The 16,616-nt window shown below is 37.4% G+C and carries 11 protein-coding genes; 7 read left to right on the top strand and 4 right to left on the bottom strand.

The genetic code is table 11. The annotated features are described in order from the left end of the window. Positions 1–71: 71 nt before the first annotated feature. The 4 genes from NK356_RS05960 to NK356_RS05975 are packed head-to-tail and all read right to left on the bottom strand — an operon-like array spanning position 72 to position 3,798. Positions 72–1,133, bottom strand: coding sequence for a DUF3810 domain-containing protein (locus NK356_RS05960; protein ID WP_034695870.1), 1,062 nt, complete (start codon positions 1,131–1,133; stop codon positions 72–74). Beyond that, the gene (locus NK356_RS05965) at positions 1,123–2,568 is read right to left on the bottom strand and encodes an MFS transporter (protein ID WP_253316454.1); all 1,446 of its coding nucleotides are present in this window, start codon (positions 2,566–2,568) and stop codon (positions 1,123–1,125) included. Before NK356_RS05965 ends, NK356_RS05960 begins: the two co-directional genes overlap by 11 nt. Positions 2,569–2,598: 30 nt before the next feature. After that, a complete protein-coding gene (locus tag NK356_RS05970) occupies positions 2,599–3,336 on the bottom strand; it encodes a lysophospholipid acyltransferase family protein (protein ID WP_253316455.1) in 738 nt (245 codons plus the stop codon). A 3-nt stretch (positions 3,337–3,339) separates the two neighbouring features. Continuing rightward, positions 3,340–3,798 (bottom strand): GtrA family protein, encoded by a 459-nt coding sequence (locus NK356_RS05975; RefSeq protein WP_034695873.1) that lies wholly within the window; start codon positions 3,796–3,798, stop codon positions 3,340–3,342. Positions 3,799–4,159: 361 nt separating this feature from the next. Here NK356_RS05975 and NK356_RS05980 point away from each other — a divergent pair, with 361 nt between their 5' ends. The 7 genes from NK356_RS05980 to NK356_RS06010 all read left to right on the top strand — a co-directional run bounded on the left by NK356_RS05980 (position 4,160) and on the right by NK356_RS06010 (position 16,399). Continuing rightward, on the top strand, positions 4,160–4,423 hold the full coding sequence (locus NK356_RS05980) for a hypothetical protein (RefSeq protein ID WP_034695874.1): 264 nt from the start codon (positions 4,160–4,162) through the stop codon (positions 4,421–4,423). Positions 4,424–4,508: 85 nt separating this feature from the next. After that, positions 4,509–5,360, top strand: a complete 852-nt coding sequence (locus NK356_RS05985; protein WP_062672485.1) for an ATPase — start codon at positions 4,509–4,511, stop codon at positions 5,358–5,360. Between the two features lie 16 nt (positions 5,361–5,376). Further along, positions 5,377–7,662 carry an NADP-dependent malic enzyme gene (locus NK356_RS05990; protein ID WP_034695877.1) on the top strand — a complete coding sequence of 762 codons (2,286 nt, stop codon included), beginning with the start codon at positions 5,377–5,379 and terminating at the stop codon, positions 7,660–7,662. Positions 7,663–7,890: 228 nt separating this feature from the next. Beyond that, positions 7,891–8,475 (top strand): Holliday junction branch migration protein RuvA, encoded by a 585-nt coding sequence (gene ruvA, locus NK356_RS05995; RefSeq protein WP_034695878.1) that lies wholly within the window; start codon positions 7,891–7,893, stop codon positions 8,473–8,475. A gap of 57 nt (positions 8,476–8,532) precedes the next feature. Next, a complete protein-coding gene (gene sprA, locus NK356_RS06000) occupies positions 8,533–15,564 on the top strand; it encodes a cell surface protein SprA (protein WP_253316458.1) in 7,032 nt (2,343 codons plus the stop codon). Between the two features lie 105 nt (positions 15,565–15,669). Then, the gene (gene gcvH, locus NK356_RS06005; protein WP_034695881.1) at positions 15,670–16,047 is read left to right on the top strand and encodes a glycine cleavage system protein GcvH; all 378 of its coding nucleotides are present in this window, start codon (positions 15,670–15,672) and stop codon (positions 16,045–16,047) included. Positions 16,048–16,102: 55 nt separating this feature from the next. Next, entirely contained in the window at positions 16,103–16,399 is a 297-nt protein-coding gene (locus NK356_RS06010; RefSeq protein WP_253316456.1) for a VanZ family protein, read from the top strand. Positions 16,400–16,616 lie beyond the last annotated feature (217 nt).

Consider the following 16,616-nt stretch of genomic DNA (forward strand, 5'->3'; position numbering starts at 1 on the left):
TCAAGGTAATAAATTTTTTTTCATCATTTGTGTTTTTAGAATCGTATCGCCTGATACGATTCTTTTTTTATTTATGATTCATAATTTAAGAGCAGATCAATAAAGTAAGAATAGGTAACTGAGCCTTCCTGCTGATTGCTTTTCAGAAACAGGTTATTGGTAAATCCAAAGAAGTCATCCAACCATCCCTGATGATGAAAAACAAAACTTTTTTCATAAGCACGATCTCTTTTCATAGCTGGAGAGTATTGATGAAGAATATTCTTTACAAACTGTGGGTCTTCCTCCACAATGAACCTTAAAAGACTTTTTAAAGTGAAAAATTCAGTACTGTATCTCAGTTCAGTGTTAGTAGAGTGAATACCTATCAGATATCCCACAAAATTTGCCTCCTGTTCTCTTGCAAAACCTAATTGATGGGAGCTTTCATGGGCTGTGGTGAAAGGGATGAAAGTATGGGGTAATCCGGAGTTGTACTGAGCTTCTGCGGTAAAGGGATTGTAATATCCAAGAATCCCGGTAAAGTTCATTACATTTTTAAACAGACTTGGTTTGATATCCAGAATTTGAGGAGCTTTTTTATCTGATATATAAGAAGGTAGTTTGGTCTGTTGGTACAGGATTTCCTTTTGTATATCCGTAAGGTTGGTGATAATAAAAACACCATTTTTATCTTCATGAACAGACTGTCTGGTTTGCTTGCATTTTTCAAGATAGACAAGGGCTAATTTTTTTGCCTTATTCATATCGGGTTCCTCCTGGCTGGAAAGTTTTTTAATGATTGGAGTCTGGAAATACAGCATCCCCCAAAATATCTGATAGATGAGATAAAAAATATTGACAATCATCAGAATTCTGATTAAAGAATGATTTCTTTTCTCTTTACTGAATAAAGAGATCAGATAATACAGAAGGAAAACTCCCAGTAGAATGTATATAAGATCTCCAACAGAAAACGGAATCCAGCTGAACAGTATCTGATGAATTCCTTTCTGAAATTCAAAAAAACTTTCAAAAAAAGAAATCATCACTTTGGATTTTGAGAATCCATAAAACAAAAGAAATTGGGCAAGTAAAACACCTGCCCAAAATCTCTTTTTCTTATATATGTTTGTTGTTATATTAATGACCATTACCTTTAGATACTTTATCCAGATCAATGCCCTGAGCTTTCAGAATCCCACTTACACGGATTGCATAGAATGCAAGATAAGCAAAACAAATAACCCCTACGATATAACTGAAATGAATATTGGTAATATCTGCAATATAACCCTGTATAAAGCTTACAATACCTCCACCCATAATCATCATAATAAGGTATCCTGAACCTTGGTTAGTGTGCTTTCCAAGTCCGTTGATAGCCAATGCGAAAATACAAGGCCATAAAGTAGAACAGAAAAGACCTACGCTGGTAAATGCATACACAGATACCATCCCTGTAGTGAACATACCGATAAGCAATGCTGTGATCCCTGCCAGAGAGAAGATTAAAAGCATTCTTGCTGGATTTCCTTTGCTTAAGATGTCACAGATAATCATCGCAATGATGATGAATCCATATACATAGAAAGGAGAAAGGTCATGCTTGGCAAGTGCATTCACGAATAAAAACACTCCAAACGCAAGATAAGGTGCTAAGAATCTTAAGATCTTTTTAAATCCGGCATTCACGTCAAATGCTTCTACAGCACCTGTCCAACGGCCAATCATTAATGAAGCCCAATATAAAGAGATGTAAGGAGCTACATCTTTTGTTTCAAATCCTAAATTTTTTTCCATATAAGCAGGAAGGTTACTTGCAGTAGAAACTTCCACTCCTACATAAACGAAGATGGCAATCATTCCCATTACCAATTGAGGATACTGGAAAGCCGAGGTTCTGTGTTCTCCCGGAGTTACATCATCTGTATTCTCAGTATTCGTTGGCGTTACAGCAGGAAGGGAAGAGAATTTAAGCATTAAAGCTACCAGAGCAAAAGCTGCTCCTAATATAAGGTAAGGTACTTTTACACTTTCTATACTCGCTTCCGTATTACCGGCACTTGCAGAACCGAAAATAGCAAATGCAACGATAAGTGGTCCAATGGTAGTTCCTAAGTTATTGATTCCTCCAGCCATTGTTAATCGCTGAGATCCCGTTTCTGTAGGGCCTACTTCAATAGCAAGCGGATTGGCCACGATCTGCTGAAGAGAGAATCCCAAACCTACAATAAATAATCCGGAGATCATTAACGGGAAAGAATGCATATTGGCGGCAGGGTAGAACAGCAATGTTCCCATGGCGGAAATCAAAAGTCCTACAATAAGACCGTTTTTGTATCCGATTTTATTGATCAAATCCTGTTTAAGGCTCTTTGATACAAGCATATAAATTAAAGAACCTACAGTGTACGCTACATAGAAGCATATCTGTACCAACATACTCTCGGTTTGAGATAAATTGAAGGCTTTTTGAAAAACTGGGATCAGAATATCATTACTGGCTGCTACAAATCCCCAAAAGAAGAATACAGTAACCAACGGAATGAATTGGGCCCAATTGGTTTGTTTAGAATAATTTGACATATTTATTATAGATTTCACAAACAAATATAACTATTTCCTTTCAACGGAATACCTGATTAAGGTTTTTTTTATTGTCTCATAAGCCTCTGCCTTTAAGTCTTTTGGCGAATCTGTAGGCTCAATGATTCCATTGAAATACACCTTTACTCTTCCCGGATAGCCTTTTGAGTTTTCAAAAGGGAACATTTCCTTGAGTCCCACAAAGGTATAAACAGCTATAGGAGAATGATGTTTTGAAGACAGCATAAATGCACCGTCCTTAAAATCATCCAGGATAATAGAAGTGTCGTCCGGTACACCACCTTCAGGAAAAAGGGCAATACTGTTGCCTTCTTCCATCTTCTCGGCACACCTGCGGTACACATCTGCACGGCTTTTTGCACTGGCTCTGTCTACCATTACACATATCCTTTTATAGATGGTTCCGAAAATCGGAATCTTTACCAGTTCTTTTTTTCCTACAAAACAGATCGGATGATCAGGAAACAGAATGCATACCAGCATAATGTCCATAATGGACGTATGATTGGAAATGAACACGTAAGGAATATTCTTATCTTTTTCCTGCTCCGAAAGTTTAATCAGATCATATCTGAAGCCCATTCCGTAGAACATACCATAACACCAGAGTCTGACGAGTTTATAACCGTACTTGTAATGCTTTTTGTTAAAAGATAAAATAAAGACAGGAATCCCAATAGTAACTGTCAGAAAAAATGCCAACAGCAAGAGCCAGAATCTCCAGAGATAATTTAAAATTTTTGTCACAGCTTAACCGTTAAAAATTACTTTCTTCTTTATCGAATAATTCAGAATGGAAACCAGCAATATTGCTGCAATTTTGCTGATCATTTCCGGGCTCAAGGTATAAAAAAATAAATTGATATTATCTTTAAATATGAAACTATAGAATATTTGGAAAAAGCCTAAGCTGAGTAATGTTGAAAAAAAGGAGACCACCATAAAATAAGCAAACTCTTTTCTCTTTGAATGTTTTCCTCTTTCAAATACAAACCAGATGCTCAGAAAGTAATTGGTAATAATCCCGCAGCTTGTGGAAAAAATGTTACTTAAAGGATAGTGTACCCCATAGAAGTTGGTTTCCTTTACAAAGAAGTGCGGAAGATAGGTGCTGAAAATCTTAAAGCTTCCTATTTCTACAATGGCACTCAGCCCTCCAGCAATAATGAAGAACAAAACTTGTTTCTGACGTATGAGTATTTCTTTCATTCAATTTTAATCTAAAAAAAATAATTGCACATTTTGTGTAAATAATGAAATCAATACTATCTGAAAGATAAATTCATTATTATATTTCGGCTATTAATAATTGTCTTAAAATATCAATAACTACAGAACTTCACAATATGATTGTGCAAATTTATAACTATATGTTAAACACTGAAAAAAGTTGTTAAAATATTTTTTTTAATAAAAATTATTTCTAAATTTATTATTCAGAATGATGTAATAATGACCTGATAATAAATTCATTTTCAACTCCTTGTGTTGATGGTTTTTTCTATCTTGTAGTGCACGGTTAAGCGCATATACTCCAACATTTTATGACCCAATTTTTAATAATATTTGTATGAAACGTCAAAACAAATACAGAAAATTCCAGCTTCAACAGAAAAATATTGAGGCTCTTGAGAAAGAAAATTCCCGCTTCAAAAGAGTGTATTCAGAATATGAAAATATGTCAAACGAATTGTGGAATCTTGAAAACTCCAGCGGAGAACCGGTGCCTGATGATTTTATCAATGCAATGGTATTACAGACTTCCTATCTGGAAGATGAAATAGAAGACTGGCTTATACAATTCAACGAAAAAAAAACACAGATTAAACATTAATGATTTTAGACAGCTTCCAGGTTGTTTTTAAATGCTAATTGAAGATAAATTCATAATTTAGCACCCTTAAATTAAAATCTAAAATATGGTTGCTATTGTAGATAGTGGTTCTACTAAATCGGATTGGGTAATACTTGATGACTTTAAGAAAGTTTTTCTGAAAACAGAAACCATCGGTTTCAATCCGAATTTTATCAACAGAGAACTTATCGCTCCTGAAATACAGAAGAATAGCAATCTGATATCGGTTAAAAATTCAATTACCAAAGTCTTTTTTTATGGTTCCGGATGCGGTGTGAAAAAAAACTGCGAGACCATAGAAGAAGAACTGAAAAAGGTTTTTGGAAAAGCAGAGATTATTGTAAAGGAAGACCTGATGGCTGCAGCCTATGCGGCATACAGTGGGAAACCTGCAATCGTGTGCATTCTTGGCACAGGATCAAATTCCTGTTTTTTTGACGGTGAAAATGTAAAGATAGAACTACCTTCACTAGGATTCCTGATCGGGGATGAAGGAAGTGGAAGTGCTATTGGAAAGCAATTGGTGCGCAGATATTTTATGAAAAAACTGCCTGCAGATCTTCATAAAGAATTTGAAGCAGATTATCAGCTTACCGTAGAAGATGCATTGAAAAACATGTATCATACTCCAAGGCCAAACGCCTATCTGGCGAATTTTACCAAATTTGTAATCGAAAGAAAAGATCATCCTTATTTCAAAGACATGGTTTTTGAGGAAATGAAAAGTTTCTTCGAATATCAGGTTCTTCCTTATGAGGAAGCGCATGATGCCGAAATCAATTTTATCGGCTCCATCGCTTATTATTATGAAAATACACTACGTTCTGTAGCTACAGAACTTAATTTAAATGTGGGACATGTTGTGCAGAAACCAATTGAAAGCTTAGTAGATTACCACATTAAATATATACTTTAACAAAAAACAAAATTTTATGTCAAGTAACAACAATCGTGACGAAAAGAACTTTAGCCAGGCAGCGCTAGATTATCATAAAGCAGAACCCAAAGGAAAAATTGAAGTTATCCCATCAAAGCCACACTCTTCTCAAAGAGATTTGTCATTGGCTTACTCTCCGGGAGTAGCAGTTCCTTGTATGGAAATTCATGATAAGCCGGAAACTGTATATGATTATACAGGAAAAGGAAACCTGGTAGCAGTAATTTCTAACGGTACTGCCGTACTTGGACTGGGAGATATCGGTGCTGAGGCTTCAAAACCGGTAATGGAAGGGAAAGGACTTTTATTCAAGATCTTTGCAGATATCAACGTTTTTGATATTGAGATCGACGAAAAAGATCCGGATAAATTTATTGAAATTGTAAAAGGGATTGCTCCTACTTTTGGAGGGATCAACCTGGAAGATATTAAGGCACCTGAAGCTTTTTATATAGAACAAAGACTGAAGGAGGAATTGAATATTCCTTTGATGCACGATGACCAGCATGGAACAGCCATTATCTCAGCGGCTGCATTGATCAATTCTCTGCAGATTGCCAATAAAGATATTGATAAAGTGAAAATGGTGGTGAATGGAGCTGGTGCTGCAGCTATTGCATGTACCAAGCTTTATATTTCATTAGGATTGAAAAAAGAAAACGTCCTGATGTGTGACAGTAAAGGAGTTATCAATCACAAAAGAGAGAACCTTACTCCTGAAAAATTAGATTTCATCGCTCAGACAGATATCGAAACATTAGAAGATGCTGTAAAAGGATCTGATGTTTTTGTAGGATTGTCAAAAGGAAACGTGATGACTCCGGAAATGTTATTGAGCATGAATGATAACCCTATCGTATTTGCTCTTGCTAACCCTGATCCGGAAATTGCTTATGATCTTGCTCTTGAGACTCGTAAAGATGTGATCATGGCAACAGGAAGAAGTGATTATCCTAACCAGGTAAACAACGTATTAGGATTCCCTTATATCTTCCGTGGAGCATTAGATGTACAGGCTACAGGAATTAATGAAGATATGAAACTGGCTGCCGTACACGCCATTGCTGATCTAGCAAAAGAACCAGTGCCGGAAGCTGTAATTTTAGCATACAACGTTCAGAACCTTCAGTTTGGAAGAGACTATTTTATTCCGAAACCGTTTGATAACAGATTGATCACAAAAGTATCAAGCGCTGTTGCTAAAGCAGCTATTGAAAGTGGTGTTGCCAGAAAAACCATTACGGATTTTGATGAATATGAGCACCAGCTTTTAGACAGAATGGGTAGAGATGAAAGATTGGTAAGAATGATGCAGAGCCGTGCAAAATCCAATCCGAAAAGAATTACCCTTGGAAATGCTGAAGAATATAATGTATTAAAAGCAGCTCAGATTCTTTATGAAGAAGGAATTGCTTACCCAAGTCTTTTAGGAGATAAAAAATACATCAAGGAACAAATGGAGCGTTACGGAATTACCCTGGATGTTCCAATCATTGATCCAAGTGATGACGATCAGAAAGAAAACAGAAAAAAATACAGAGAAACCCTTTGGAAACTTCGTCAGAGAAAAGGAATGAACGAGTACAAAGCGAAAAGATATGTACGCCAGAGAGACTATTTCGGACCTTTGATGCTGAAGCATGGTGATACCGATGGACTTATCGTAGGATTCTCTAAAAACTATACTTCCGTTTTACGTCCTGTTTTAGAAGTGATAGAAAAAGATAAAGGAGTAGATAAAGTAGCGGCAATGATGATGATCTTGTCTGAAAAGAAACCTATTTTCTTCGCAGATACTTCTATCAACCAAAACCCTACCGCTGAAGATCTTGTGAATATTGCTAAAATGGCAGAATTTACAGTAAAATCTTTTGCTATCGAACCAAGAATTGCAATGCTTGGATTTGAAAACTTTGCTGCCATCTCTGAAACTTCTAAAAAAGTAGCAAAAGCAGTAAGTATCCTTCATGAGAAATTTCCTAAAATGGTTGTGGATGGTGAAATTCAGCCGGATTTTGCAATGAATGCAGATCACCTGAGCGATTATCCATTCTCAAAATTAGGAACAACACCGGCAAACACATTCATCTTCCCGAATCTGGAAAGTGCTAACCTTTCTTATAAAATCCTGAGAGGAATGAAAGTAGCGCAGGTAATCGGACCTATCTTAATGGGATTAAAGCAGCCGGTACACGTACTTCAGATGCGTTCAAGCGTTGATGAGATTGTAAACCTTGCTACCATTGCTGTTCTTGATGCTCAAAGAAGAGAGAAAAAATAATACCAAGAATTGAAGGGTAACTGTAAAACAGTAATCCTTTCCTCTTATTTAAAAAATGACACGTTAAACCGTGTTCAGATAGTAAAAAGACTCCATATTTTGGAGTCTTTTGTTTTTCTGTTAATTCCTTGAATTCTTATTTGAAATTTAAGTTAAAAGTCATTCGCACGTTAAATGAAAACATTAATTAGTTTAAATTGCTATATTTGGGAGTTTTAAAAATTAATAATGATATTTTCTTTACAAGGCAATGTTCAAGAACTTACGCCTACCTACGCTGTCATCAATGTTCAAGGAGTTGGTTACTACGTGGGAATCAGTTTGATGACTTCACAGACGCTGGTTTTGAATCAGCAGACCTTTTTATTTATTCAGCAGATCATTCGTGAGGATGCTCATCTCCTCTTTGGATTTAACACACGTTCAGAAAAAGAAATGTTCAATCTGTTAATAAGCGTTAATGGAGTAGGAGCTGTTTCAGCCCTTATTCTGTTGTCAACATTGAGCCTTGATGAGATTGCTTCTGCCATACTTTCCGGAAACAGTGCACTGATCCAAAAAGCAAAAGGAATTGGTGCAAAAACTGCCGAAAGAATTATTGTAGATCTTAAAGATAAAGTACAGAAATACAGCGATCCAAACGCGAACATTTCTGTGATGGTGGATAATAAAATCAAGGAAGAATCGTTATCTGCATTAGAAGTTTTAGGCATTCCTAAACGAACGAGCGAGAAGATTGCGGATAAAATTATAAAACAAAATCCAAGCATCTCGGTAGAAGAATTGGTTAAACAAATCTTAAAAAACATTTAACATTTGGTGGCGAATATTAAGCATCTTAACATATTTTTGTTCCTGTCGTTCCTGTGTATGTCTGTCAGTGCTTTTGCACAGGCACAGAGAGACACAGCGATCATAAGAAAACAATATGAAGTGGCTGACCCTACGAGGTATGAAGCCTATTACGACATAAAAACCGGGATGTACTATGTGTATCCCAAAATTGGAAATACCATTACAGGTCCTCCCACAGCCATGTCTCCGGAAGAGTATAAAGAATATATGCTTGCCAGCCAGACCAGAGCCTACTATAAGGACAAATCTGATAAGTACAATCTCCTTTTCAGAAAAGATAAATCAGATGCTAGGAGAAAAGGACTTATCCCTTCTGTGATGATCAATAACAGACTTTTTGAAACCATTTTCGGAGGTAACAAAATTGAAATCATCCCTTCAGGATATGCATCCCTGGATTTCGCAGGACTTTATCAGAAAATAGATAACCCAATGATTCTGCCTCAAAACAGGACCAGTTTTACCTTTGATATTGATCAGAGAATTCAGTTGGGATTATTAGGGAAAGTAGGGGAAAACCTTCAGTTAAAAGCCAATTATGATACCCAGAGTGGTTTTGCTTTTGAAAACAGAATGAACCTTGTTTGGCAGGCAAAAGGAAGCTGGAAAGATCTTCAGAGTAAAGGTCTTGGAAATGTAGATAAACCCAACGAAGGAGGAGAAGATAAAATCATCAAAAGAGTTGAGTTTGGTAACGTAAACATGCCACTTTCAACCAGTCTTATCCGTGGATCCCAATCACTATTCGGGGTGAAAACGGAATTCCAGTTAGGAAAAACATTTGGAACAGTAGTCCTTTCCCAGCAGCAGGGAGAGGCTCGTAATATTGTAGTTCAGGGAGGTGGTGTGATGAATAATTTTAAAGTCAATGCCATTGACTATGAAGAAAACCAACACTTCTTTTTAGGACATTATTTCCTGAACAAATATGATGATGCTTTGCTTAATTACCCGCAGATCAACTCAACCATCAATATTACCAGAATGGAAGTCTGGGTACTTGATCAGGGGAACAGTAACCTGGCGTATCAGAAAAGTATTATCGGGATCAGAGACCTTGGTGAAGGACCTGGGGGAATTACACTACCGGATAACTCGCTGAACGGTCTTTATGATGCTGTTTCATCTGTAGCAGGAACCAGAGAAGCAGGGAAAAACTATGGGACTATTTTCCAGGGGCAAGTGCTTCCTGGTGATCCCACTCCTTATGATAACGGAGAACAATTCATATACAATACAAAAGCAAGAAAGCTTAACAGTAATGAATTTAGTTTCCAGCCACAGTTGGGATATATTTCATTAAATCAGAAACTTAATGACCAACAGCTTTTAGCCGTTTCCTACTCATATACTGTGAACGGAAGCAATAAAGTATACAAAGTAGGGGAATTTTCTGAAGAAAGCCCTGTACTGATCACCAAAGTATTGAGAGTAAACAATAAGGTGAACACGCAATCTCCGATGTGGGATCTGATGATGAAGAACGTTTATTCTATAGATGCAGGACAGGTATCTCCTGATGGCTTTATCCTTAATGTATATTACAGAGATCCAAAAACAGGAGGTAAAGTAAATTATCTTCCGGATACTCCTGTAAAAGATCAAAACTTACTGAAATTATTTAACTGGGACCGTCTCAATATGAACGGCGATATCCAGAACAATAAAGACGGAAGTAAAGGAGATGGTATTTTCGACTTTGTCAATGGGATTACCATCAGACCTGAAACAGGAAGAGTTATCTTTACCAAAGTACAGCCTTTCGGTAAATATCTGGAATCAAAATTAGGGACAAGTGATCCTCAATACGTTTTTCAGGATCTTTATACCAAACAGAAACAACAGGCGATCTCCAGTAACCTTGCGCAAAGGTATACCATGGAAGGACGCTACAAAGGAGTTCAGGGCCAGGGTATTTCTCTGGGAGCGGTAAACGTTCCTCAGGGATCAGTAAAAGTGGCAGCAAACGGAGTTCAGCTTACAGAAGGAGTTGACTATACGGTAGACTACATGCTCGGTACAGTTACTATCATTAATGAAAATATAAAACAGTCCGGACAGGCCATCAATATTTCACTGGAAAACCAGTTGACATTTAACACCCAAAGAAAGAGATTCTTAGGATTAAACTTAGAAAGAAGATTCAGTGAGAACTTTATCTTAGGAGGAACAGTAATCAATTACTCTGAATCTCCACTGACCCAGAAAGTGAACTTTGGACAGGAAGCTGTAAACAATACCATGGCGGGGATCAACTTGATGTATAACAATCAGGCTCCTTACCTTACAAGATTGACCAATAAACTTCCGATGGTAAAAACCGAAGCTCCATCCAACTTAAACTTCAAGATGGAAGCGGCTTACCTATTACCTGGATTGAATAAAGGAACAAACAATCAGTCTTACATTGACGATTTTGAACAGACAACTTCTAAAATATCATTAAAAGAACCGGCAGCATGGAGCCTTGCTTCAAAACCGGAAAAAAATACATTGCCGCCATTTAATACAGTACCGGCAAATGACGATATTACAAGCGGATATGGAAGAGGATTATTAACATGGTATAATATTGACCCTAGGTTCTGGAATGTTGGAGGAAAAGCACCTGCAGGAATTACACCACAGTCTGTATCCAACCACGCTTCCAGAAGAGTACAATACTCAGAGATCTATAACAACAGAGATTTCGTAGCAGGAGAACAAACGTTTACGAATACTTTCGATATCTCTTATTTCCCTAAGGAAAAAGGTCCATACAACGTAAACCCGTTGGCAGAACAGGCACAAAGCAGATGGGCGGGGATTATGAGATCGATCAGCGTTCCAAACTTTGTTACTTCAAACATTGAATACGTTGAATTCTGGATGATGGACCCTTATGCAGATGGTAAAACACTGGGTACTGATCCAAAACTTTTACTTCACTTAGGAAACGTTTCTGAAGATGTTCTGAAAGATGGAAAAATGCAGTATGAAAACGGACTTCCAACTCCAGGTAATCCTTCTTCTACAACCAATTCAAACTGGGGAACTCAGCCAAAACAGCCACCAATTTTATATGCATTCTCTACAGAAGGAGATGAAAGAAAAACACAGGATGCCGGATATGATGGTCTTACTTCTGATCAGGAGGCAATGAGATTCGGAAATACATTTGTAAACCCGGTAACCAATATTGCTGACCCTGCAGTAGATGACTTCGTATTCTATCTTTCTGATAAATTTACAGGAAGCCAGGCTGCCTCTGTTGTAGAACGATACAAATATTTCAGAAACCCTGAAGGAAACTCAGAAGCAAACTCTCTGAATGTAGCTTCTCAAACTCCGGATGCTGAAGATATCAATAAAGATTACAACCTTGATCAGACAGAAAATTATAACCAATATGTTATTAAGCTTGACCAGCCAAGTTTGTCACTTGGATCGAATAATATTGTAGATGTAAAAACTGTAAAAGCAACTTTCCAGAACGGGCAGACTTCAGATGTTAAATGGTACTTGTTCAGAATTCCTGTGGCGAATTATGATCCAGCTGAAGGTACACACGAAGATGCAGTATTGAATAACGTAAGATTTGCAAGATTGATGCTGGCAGGATTTGATCAGACATCTACCTTAAGATTCGGAACAATGGATCTTGTAAGATCAGACTGGAGAAAATATACAAGTAAAATTGCCAGTGTAAATGTTCCTAATTCCGACGAAGGAACGGGAACTGTGACAGATCCAAACTTTGAAATAGGAAGTGTAAATATTGAAGAAAATGCATTGAACCAACCTCCATATGTATTGCCTCCGGGAATTGACAGACAGGTATTGAGTGGAAATGCAGGTGCGCAGAGACAGAATGAAGCTTCACTTTACATGAAAGTGAAAGACCTTAAAACTGAGGCAAGAGGAGTATTCAAAAATACGACTTTGGATATGAGAAGATACAAAAAGCTGAAGCTGTTTGTACACGCTCACGATCCTTTGAACAGAGTGATTGGATTGGATGAGAATACCAAATTCTTTATTCGTTTCGGAAGCGATGCCACTGATAACTATTACGAGTATGAATCATCTTTAAGAATGACTCCTACAACAGCAACAGCTCCGATGGAGATCTGGCCAATGGAAAACGAAGTTGATTTTGATGTTCAGAACTTTGTAGATGCTAAAATCAGAAGAGATAAATCTGGTGTTGCTATTACGAATAGAACAGTTGACACAGGATATCAGGAACCTTATAAAAATATCTATATTAAAGGTAGACCAAGTTTAGGAAATATTACCACCATTATGATTGGGGTAAGAAATGCAGATCCAAGAACAAACTCTACCATAACAAGAGTTATGTGGGTTAACGAAATTCGTCTTTCTGAAATTGAGAATGATGGTGGATATGCAGGAAATGCCAGCTTGAACTTTAATATGGGAGACCTTGCAACTGTGAATGCCAATGCCTCTTATACATCAGTTGGTTTTGGAAATATCGATTCGAAACCTGCGGAAAGAACACAATCTACTCAGTCGGCATTCAGTATTAATACTGCGATCAATGTAGATAAATTCCTTCCGGAAAAGACAGGAGTGAAAATTCCTTTAAATTATTCTTACTCGCAGACTATTGAAGATCCAAAGTACAACCCTCTGGATACCGACGTAGAATTCAACAAGGCACCGAACAAAGACCAGTTGAAAAAAGTAGCAAGAACGTATACTCAACAGAGAAGTATTGGTGTCGTTAATATGCACAAAGAAAGAGTAAATCCAAATAAAAAACCTAAGTTTTATGATATCGAAAACGTATCAGTAACTGCTGTTTATAATGATGACTACTTCAGAGATATCTATACCAAAAGAAATTACAGACAGTATCTGAGAGGATATGTTGATTATAATTATACGTTTAAACCGTGGGTGCTGAAACCTTTCAATAAGATGATCAGTGATACGGCAAAATCCACAAAGTATCTGAGATGGGTGAAGGAATTCAATATTAATCCAATTCCTACAAGAATCTCTTTCAGAACTGAAATCGACAGAAATTATAATGAGCTTGAGTTCAGAAATGTTGAAGCTATCCTGAATGGTGACATGAACAGTAATTTCGATGCTATCAGAAACAGAAACTTCTTCTTTGGATGGCAATATGGATTAGGATTCAATTTCACAAAATCATTAAAACTGGAAATCAACTCCGCAACCAGAACGTTGAATGACAATCTGGATGTAAATTCGATGGACAGCAAATCGATTTTTGGAAATGTATTCAGAGCCGGAAGACCGGTATTGTATAACCACAGAGCACAGTTGAATTATAAACTGCCGTTCCAGTATCTGCCTTATCTGGATTTCATTGATGCAGAAGTAGGATACGGATTTACCTACAACTGGGCTGCAAGATCTACTTCATTGACTGGATTTGTAGATCCTAATACGAACCAGACAGCAAGTTTAGGATCTGTGGGGCAGAATACCAATGTGATTCAGGCAACAGCTTCTGCGGACCTTCCGAAGTTCTTTGGGCAGTTTAACTATTTCAAAAATATTAACGCCAAACTTCAGAAGCGCAGACAGGAGATGGACTCTCTGAACAATGTGTATTCAAAACAATGGGAGAAAAACAGATACAGATACAAAAAATATAAATTTAAAAATAAACTTACTCCACTTCAAAGTGCAGCGTTCTTACTGACTTCTTTCAAACAGTTAAACGTAAGTTATAACGAAACGAACGGAACAGTACTTCCGGGACTAATATCAGCTCCAAACTGGTATGGATATGGACAAACATTGGGAGGTCCGACACTAGGATTCCTTTTAGGATCCCAAGCTGATATCAGAAGAACCGTAATGGAAAACGGATGGGTGAGTAACTCTAATTATATGACGGATCCATACGTAAGAATGTCTACCAAAGAATTGAGAGCAGACTTACAGGTGATGCCGATGAATGATCTGAGAGTTGACCTTAATGTATTGCATACCTTCAACAGTAACTTCTCACATACAGGATTTAACTATACCAATGGTGGAGTTCCTGATCCTGACTTTACATTTGCCAGCGAAATGATAACCTATTCCAATACAACAACACTTCTCAGTACATCATTTAAAGATGGGCAGGCTGTTTACCAGGCGATCAGAGAAAATGCAAGAGCTCTTTCTCAACAGTTGGGAGGTCCTGGAGCAGTATTGGATAATAACGGATTTGCTCAGCACTATAGCATTGGAAATGCCTATGTATTGATTCCAGCCTTTAGAGCTGCGATGGAAGGGAAATCTGTGACGCCTATGGGTAATCCTAAAAAAGCAGGATTCCCATTGCCAAACTGGAGAATTACCTATTCCGGATTAAAAAATATCCCAATGATCAGCGGGCAGTTCACTAAGTTTGATATCTTACATGCCTATACCGCTACGTATACAGCAACAGGTATTCAAAGCAATGTAGACTATCATGGCAACCCGAACGGATATTATCAGACAGTAGATGATGCCGGTAATGTGAAAAAAAATGATGGAGACAAGATTAACCCATATACATTCGCACAGGTTGGATATGTAGAATCTTTCTCACCACTTATCGGAATAGATGTTACCATGAGAAACAATATGCAGTTCGGAATACAGTACAACAGAACCAGAATGATGGTACTGGGATTAGTCAACCAGACTCTTACCGAAGATGCCAATACAGAATATGTAGTAAGACTTGGTTATATTGTCAGAAACTTCAGACTGGGAACAGCCAATATCAGAGGAAGAGGAACAAGAGGAAAAGGAAGTGACCTTAATATCAGAGGAGATATTTCATTAAGAGACAGTAAAACATCCATTATGAATATTCTGTTAAATGATGCCCAGGTTACAGGAGGACAGAGACTCATGAATATCAAACTTTCCGCAGACTATAATGTTTCCGAGAATCTGAACCTGAGAGTATTCTACGAACAGATGACCTCAAAATATAAGATCTCCACAGCATTCCCGCTGTCTACGGTCAGAGCAGGTATCTCAGCCACATTTACATTCGGTGAATCCGGAGGTGGATTCTAAAAATAATACAAACATAAAAGTCCTTCATTTGAAGGACTTTTTTTATATCCAATATTTGAAGCTACTATATTTTTGAATACATTTGTACAAAATAAAAATTTAAAAATGAACACACCATCAGAATTAAAGTACACGAAAGATCACGAATGGATCAAGATCGAAGGTAACGTTGCTACAATCGGTATTACAGACTTCGCACAGGGAGAACTTGGAGACATCGTTTATGTTGATGTAGATACTGTAGATGATGACCTTAATGGAGGAGACGTTTTCGGAAGTGTAGAAGCAGTAAAAACTGTTTCAGACCTATTCTTACCTATCGCAGGAAAGGTTATTGAGTTTAATTCAGAATTAGAAGATCAGCCTGAACTGTTAAATACAGATCCTTATGGAGACGGATGGATCATCAAATTGGAAATTGCTGATGGAGCAGATCAGTCAGAGTTACTTTCTGCGGATGATTACAAAGCGATCATTGGATAAGATTTCAAAAATATTTAGTAAGATACTGCCCATTTATTGGGCATTTCTTACTTATATGCTTCTCAAACCAGGAGAAGAAAATCATGAATATTGGTTCATGTTCAGCGGTATCGATAAGGTATTACATCTTAGCATATTTGCAGCCTTGGGTTTCTCTTTCATTGCCACATTCCCCAAAATAAAATTCTCATACTTTTTTCAGATCATCCTTCTCTATGCTTTCCTCACCGAAATTCTACAGGAAGAAATGGGACTAGGCAGATCTATGGAGACTTTAGATATCGTAGCAGATACCATTGGATGCTTATTAGGATATTATACCTATCAGTTTTTAGTCAAGCGTTTCTTTTAACCTTTGAATTCTACCCGAATTTCAATTCATCTGGTAGCCTGATATCTCCGGCACTCTTAACTCTTCCACTCAGAAACTCTATTACCCTCCAGCTCTCTCAAACCCTCCAACTCTCCAACTCTCAAACTCTCAAACTCTCAAACTCTCAAACTTTATTAGGAGCTTCATCCTGCTATCCATTCATACTCCTCGCGCCAGCGCTCTCCCACGCTGTCAC

The sequence above is a fragment of the Chryseobacterium sp. S0630 genome (assembly GCF_024158915.1).
Lineage (GTDB): Bacteria > Bacteroidota > Bacteroidia > Flavobacteriales > Weeksellaceae > Chryseobacterium.

Coding starts and splice junctions, on each gene's coding strand:
- gcvH (WP_034695881.1), top strand. CDS start 15,670: ATGAACACACCATCAGAATTAAAGTACACGAAAGATCACGAATGGATC.
- NK356_RS05960 (WP_034695870.1), bottom strand. CDS start 1,133: ATGGTCATTAATATAACAACAAACATATATAAGAAAAAGAGATTTTGG.
- NK356_RS06010 (WP_253316456.1), top strand. CDS start 16,103: ATGCTTCTCAAACCAGGAGAAGAAAATCATGAATATTGGTTCATGTTC.
- NK356_RS05990 (WP_034695877.1), top strand. CDS start 5,377: ATGTCAAGTAACAACAATCGTGACGAAAAGAACTTTAGCCAGGCAGCG.
- ruvA (WP_034695878.1), top strand. CDS start 7,891: ATGATATTTTCTTTACAAGGCAATGTTCAAGAACTTACGCCTACCTAC.
- NK356_RS05985 (WP_062672485.1), top strand. CDS start 4,509: ATGGTTGCTATTGTAGATAGTGGTTCTACTAAATCGGATTGGGTAATA.
- NK356_RS05975 (WP_034695873.1), bottom strand. CDS start 3,798: ATGAAAGAAATACTCATACGTCAGAAACAAGTTTTGTTCTTCATTATT.
- NK356_RS05965 (WP_253316454.1), bottom strand. CDS start 2,568: ATGTCAAATTATTCTAAACAAACCAATTGGGCCCAATTCATTCCGTTG.
- NK356_RS05980 (WP_034695874.1), top strand. CDS start 4,160: ATGAAACGTCAAAACAAATACAGAAAATTCCAGCTTCAACAGAAAAAT.
- sprA (WP_253316458.1), top strand. CDS start 8,533: ATGTCTGTCAGTGCTTTTGCACAGGCACAGAGAGACACAGCGATCATA.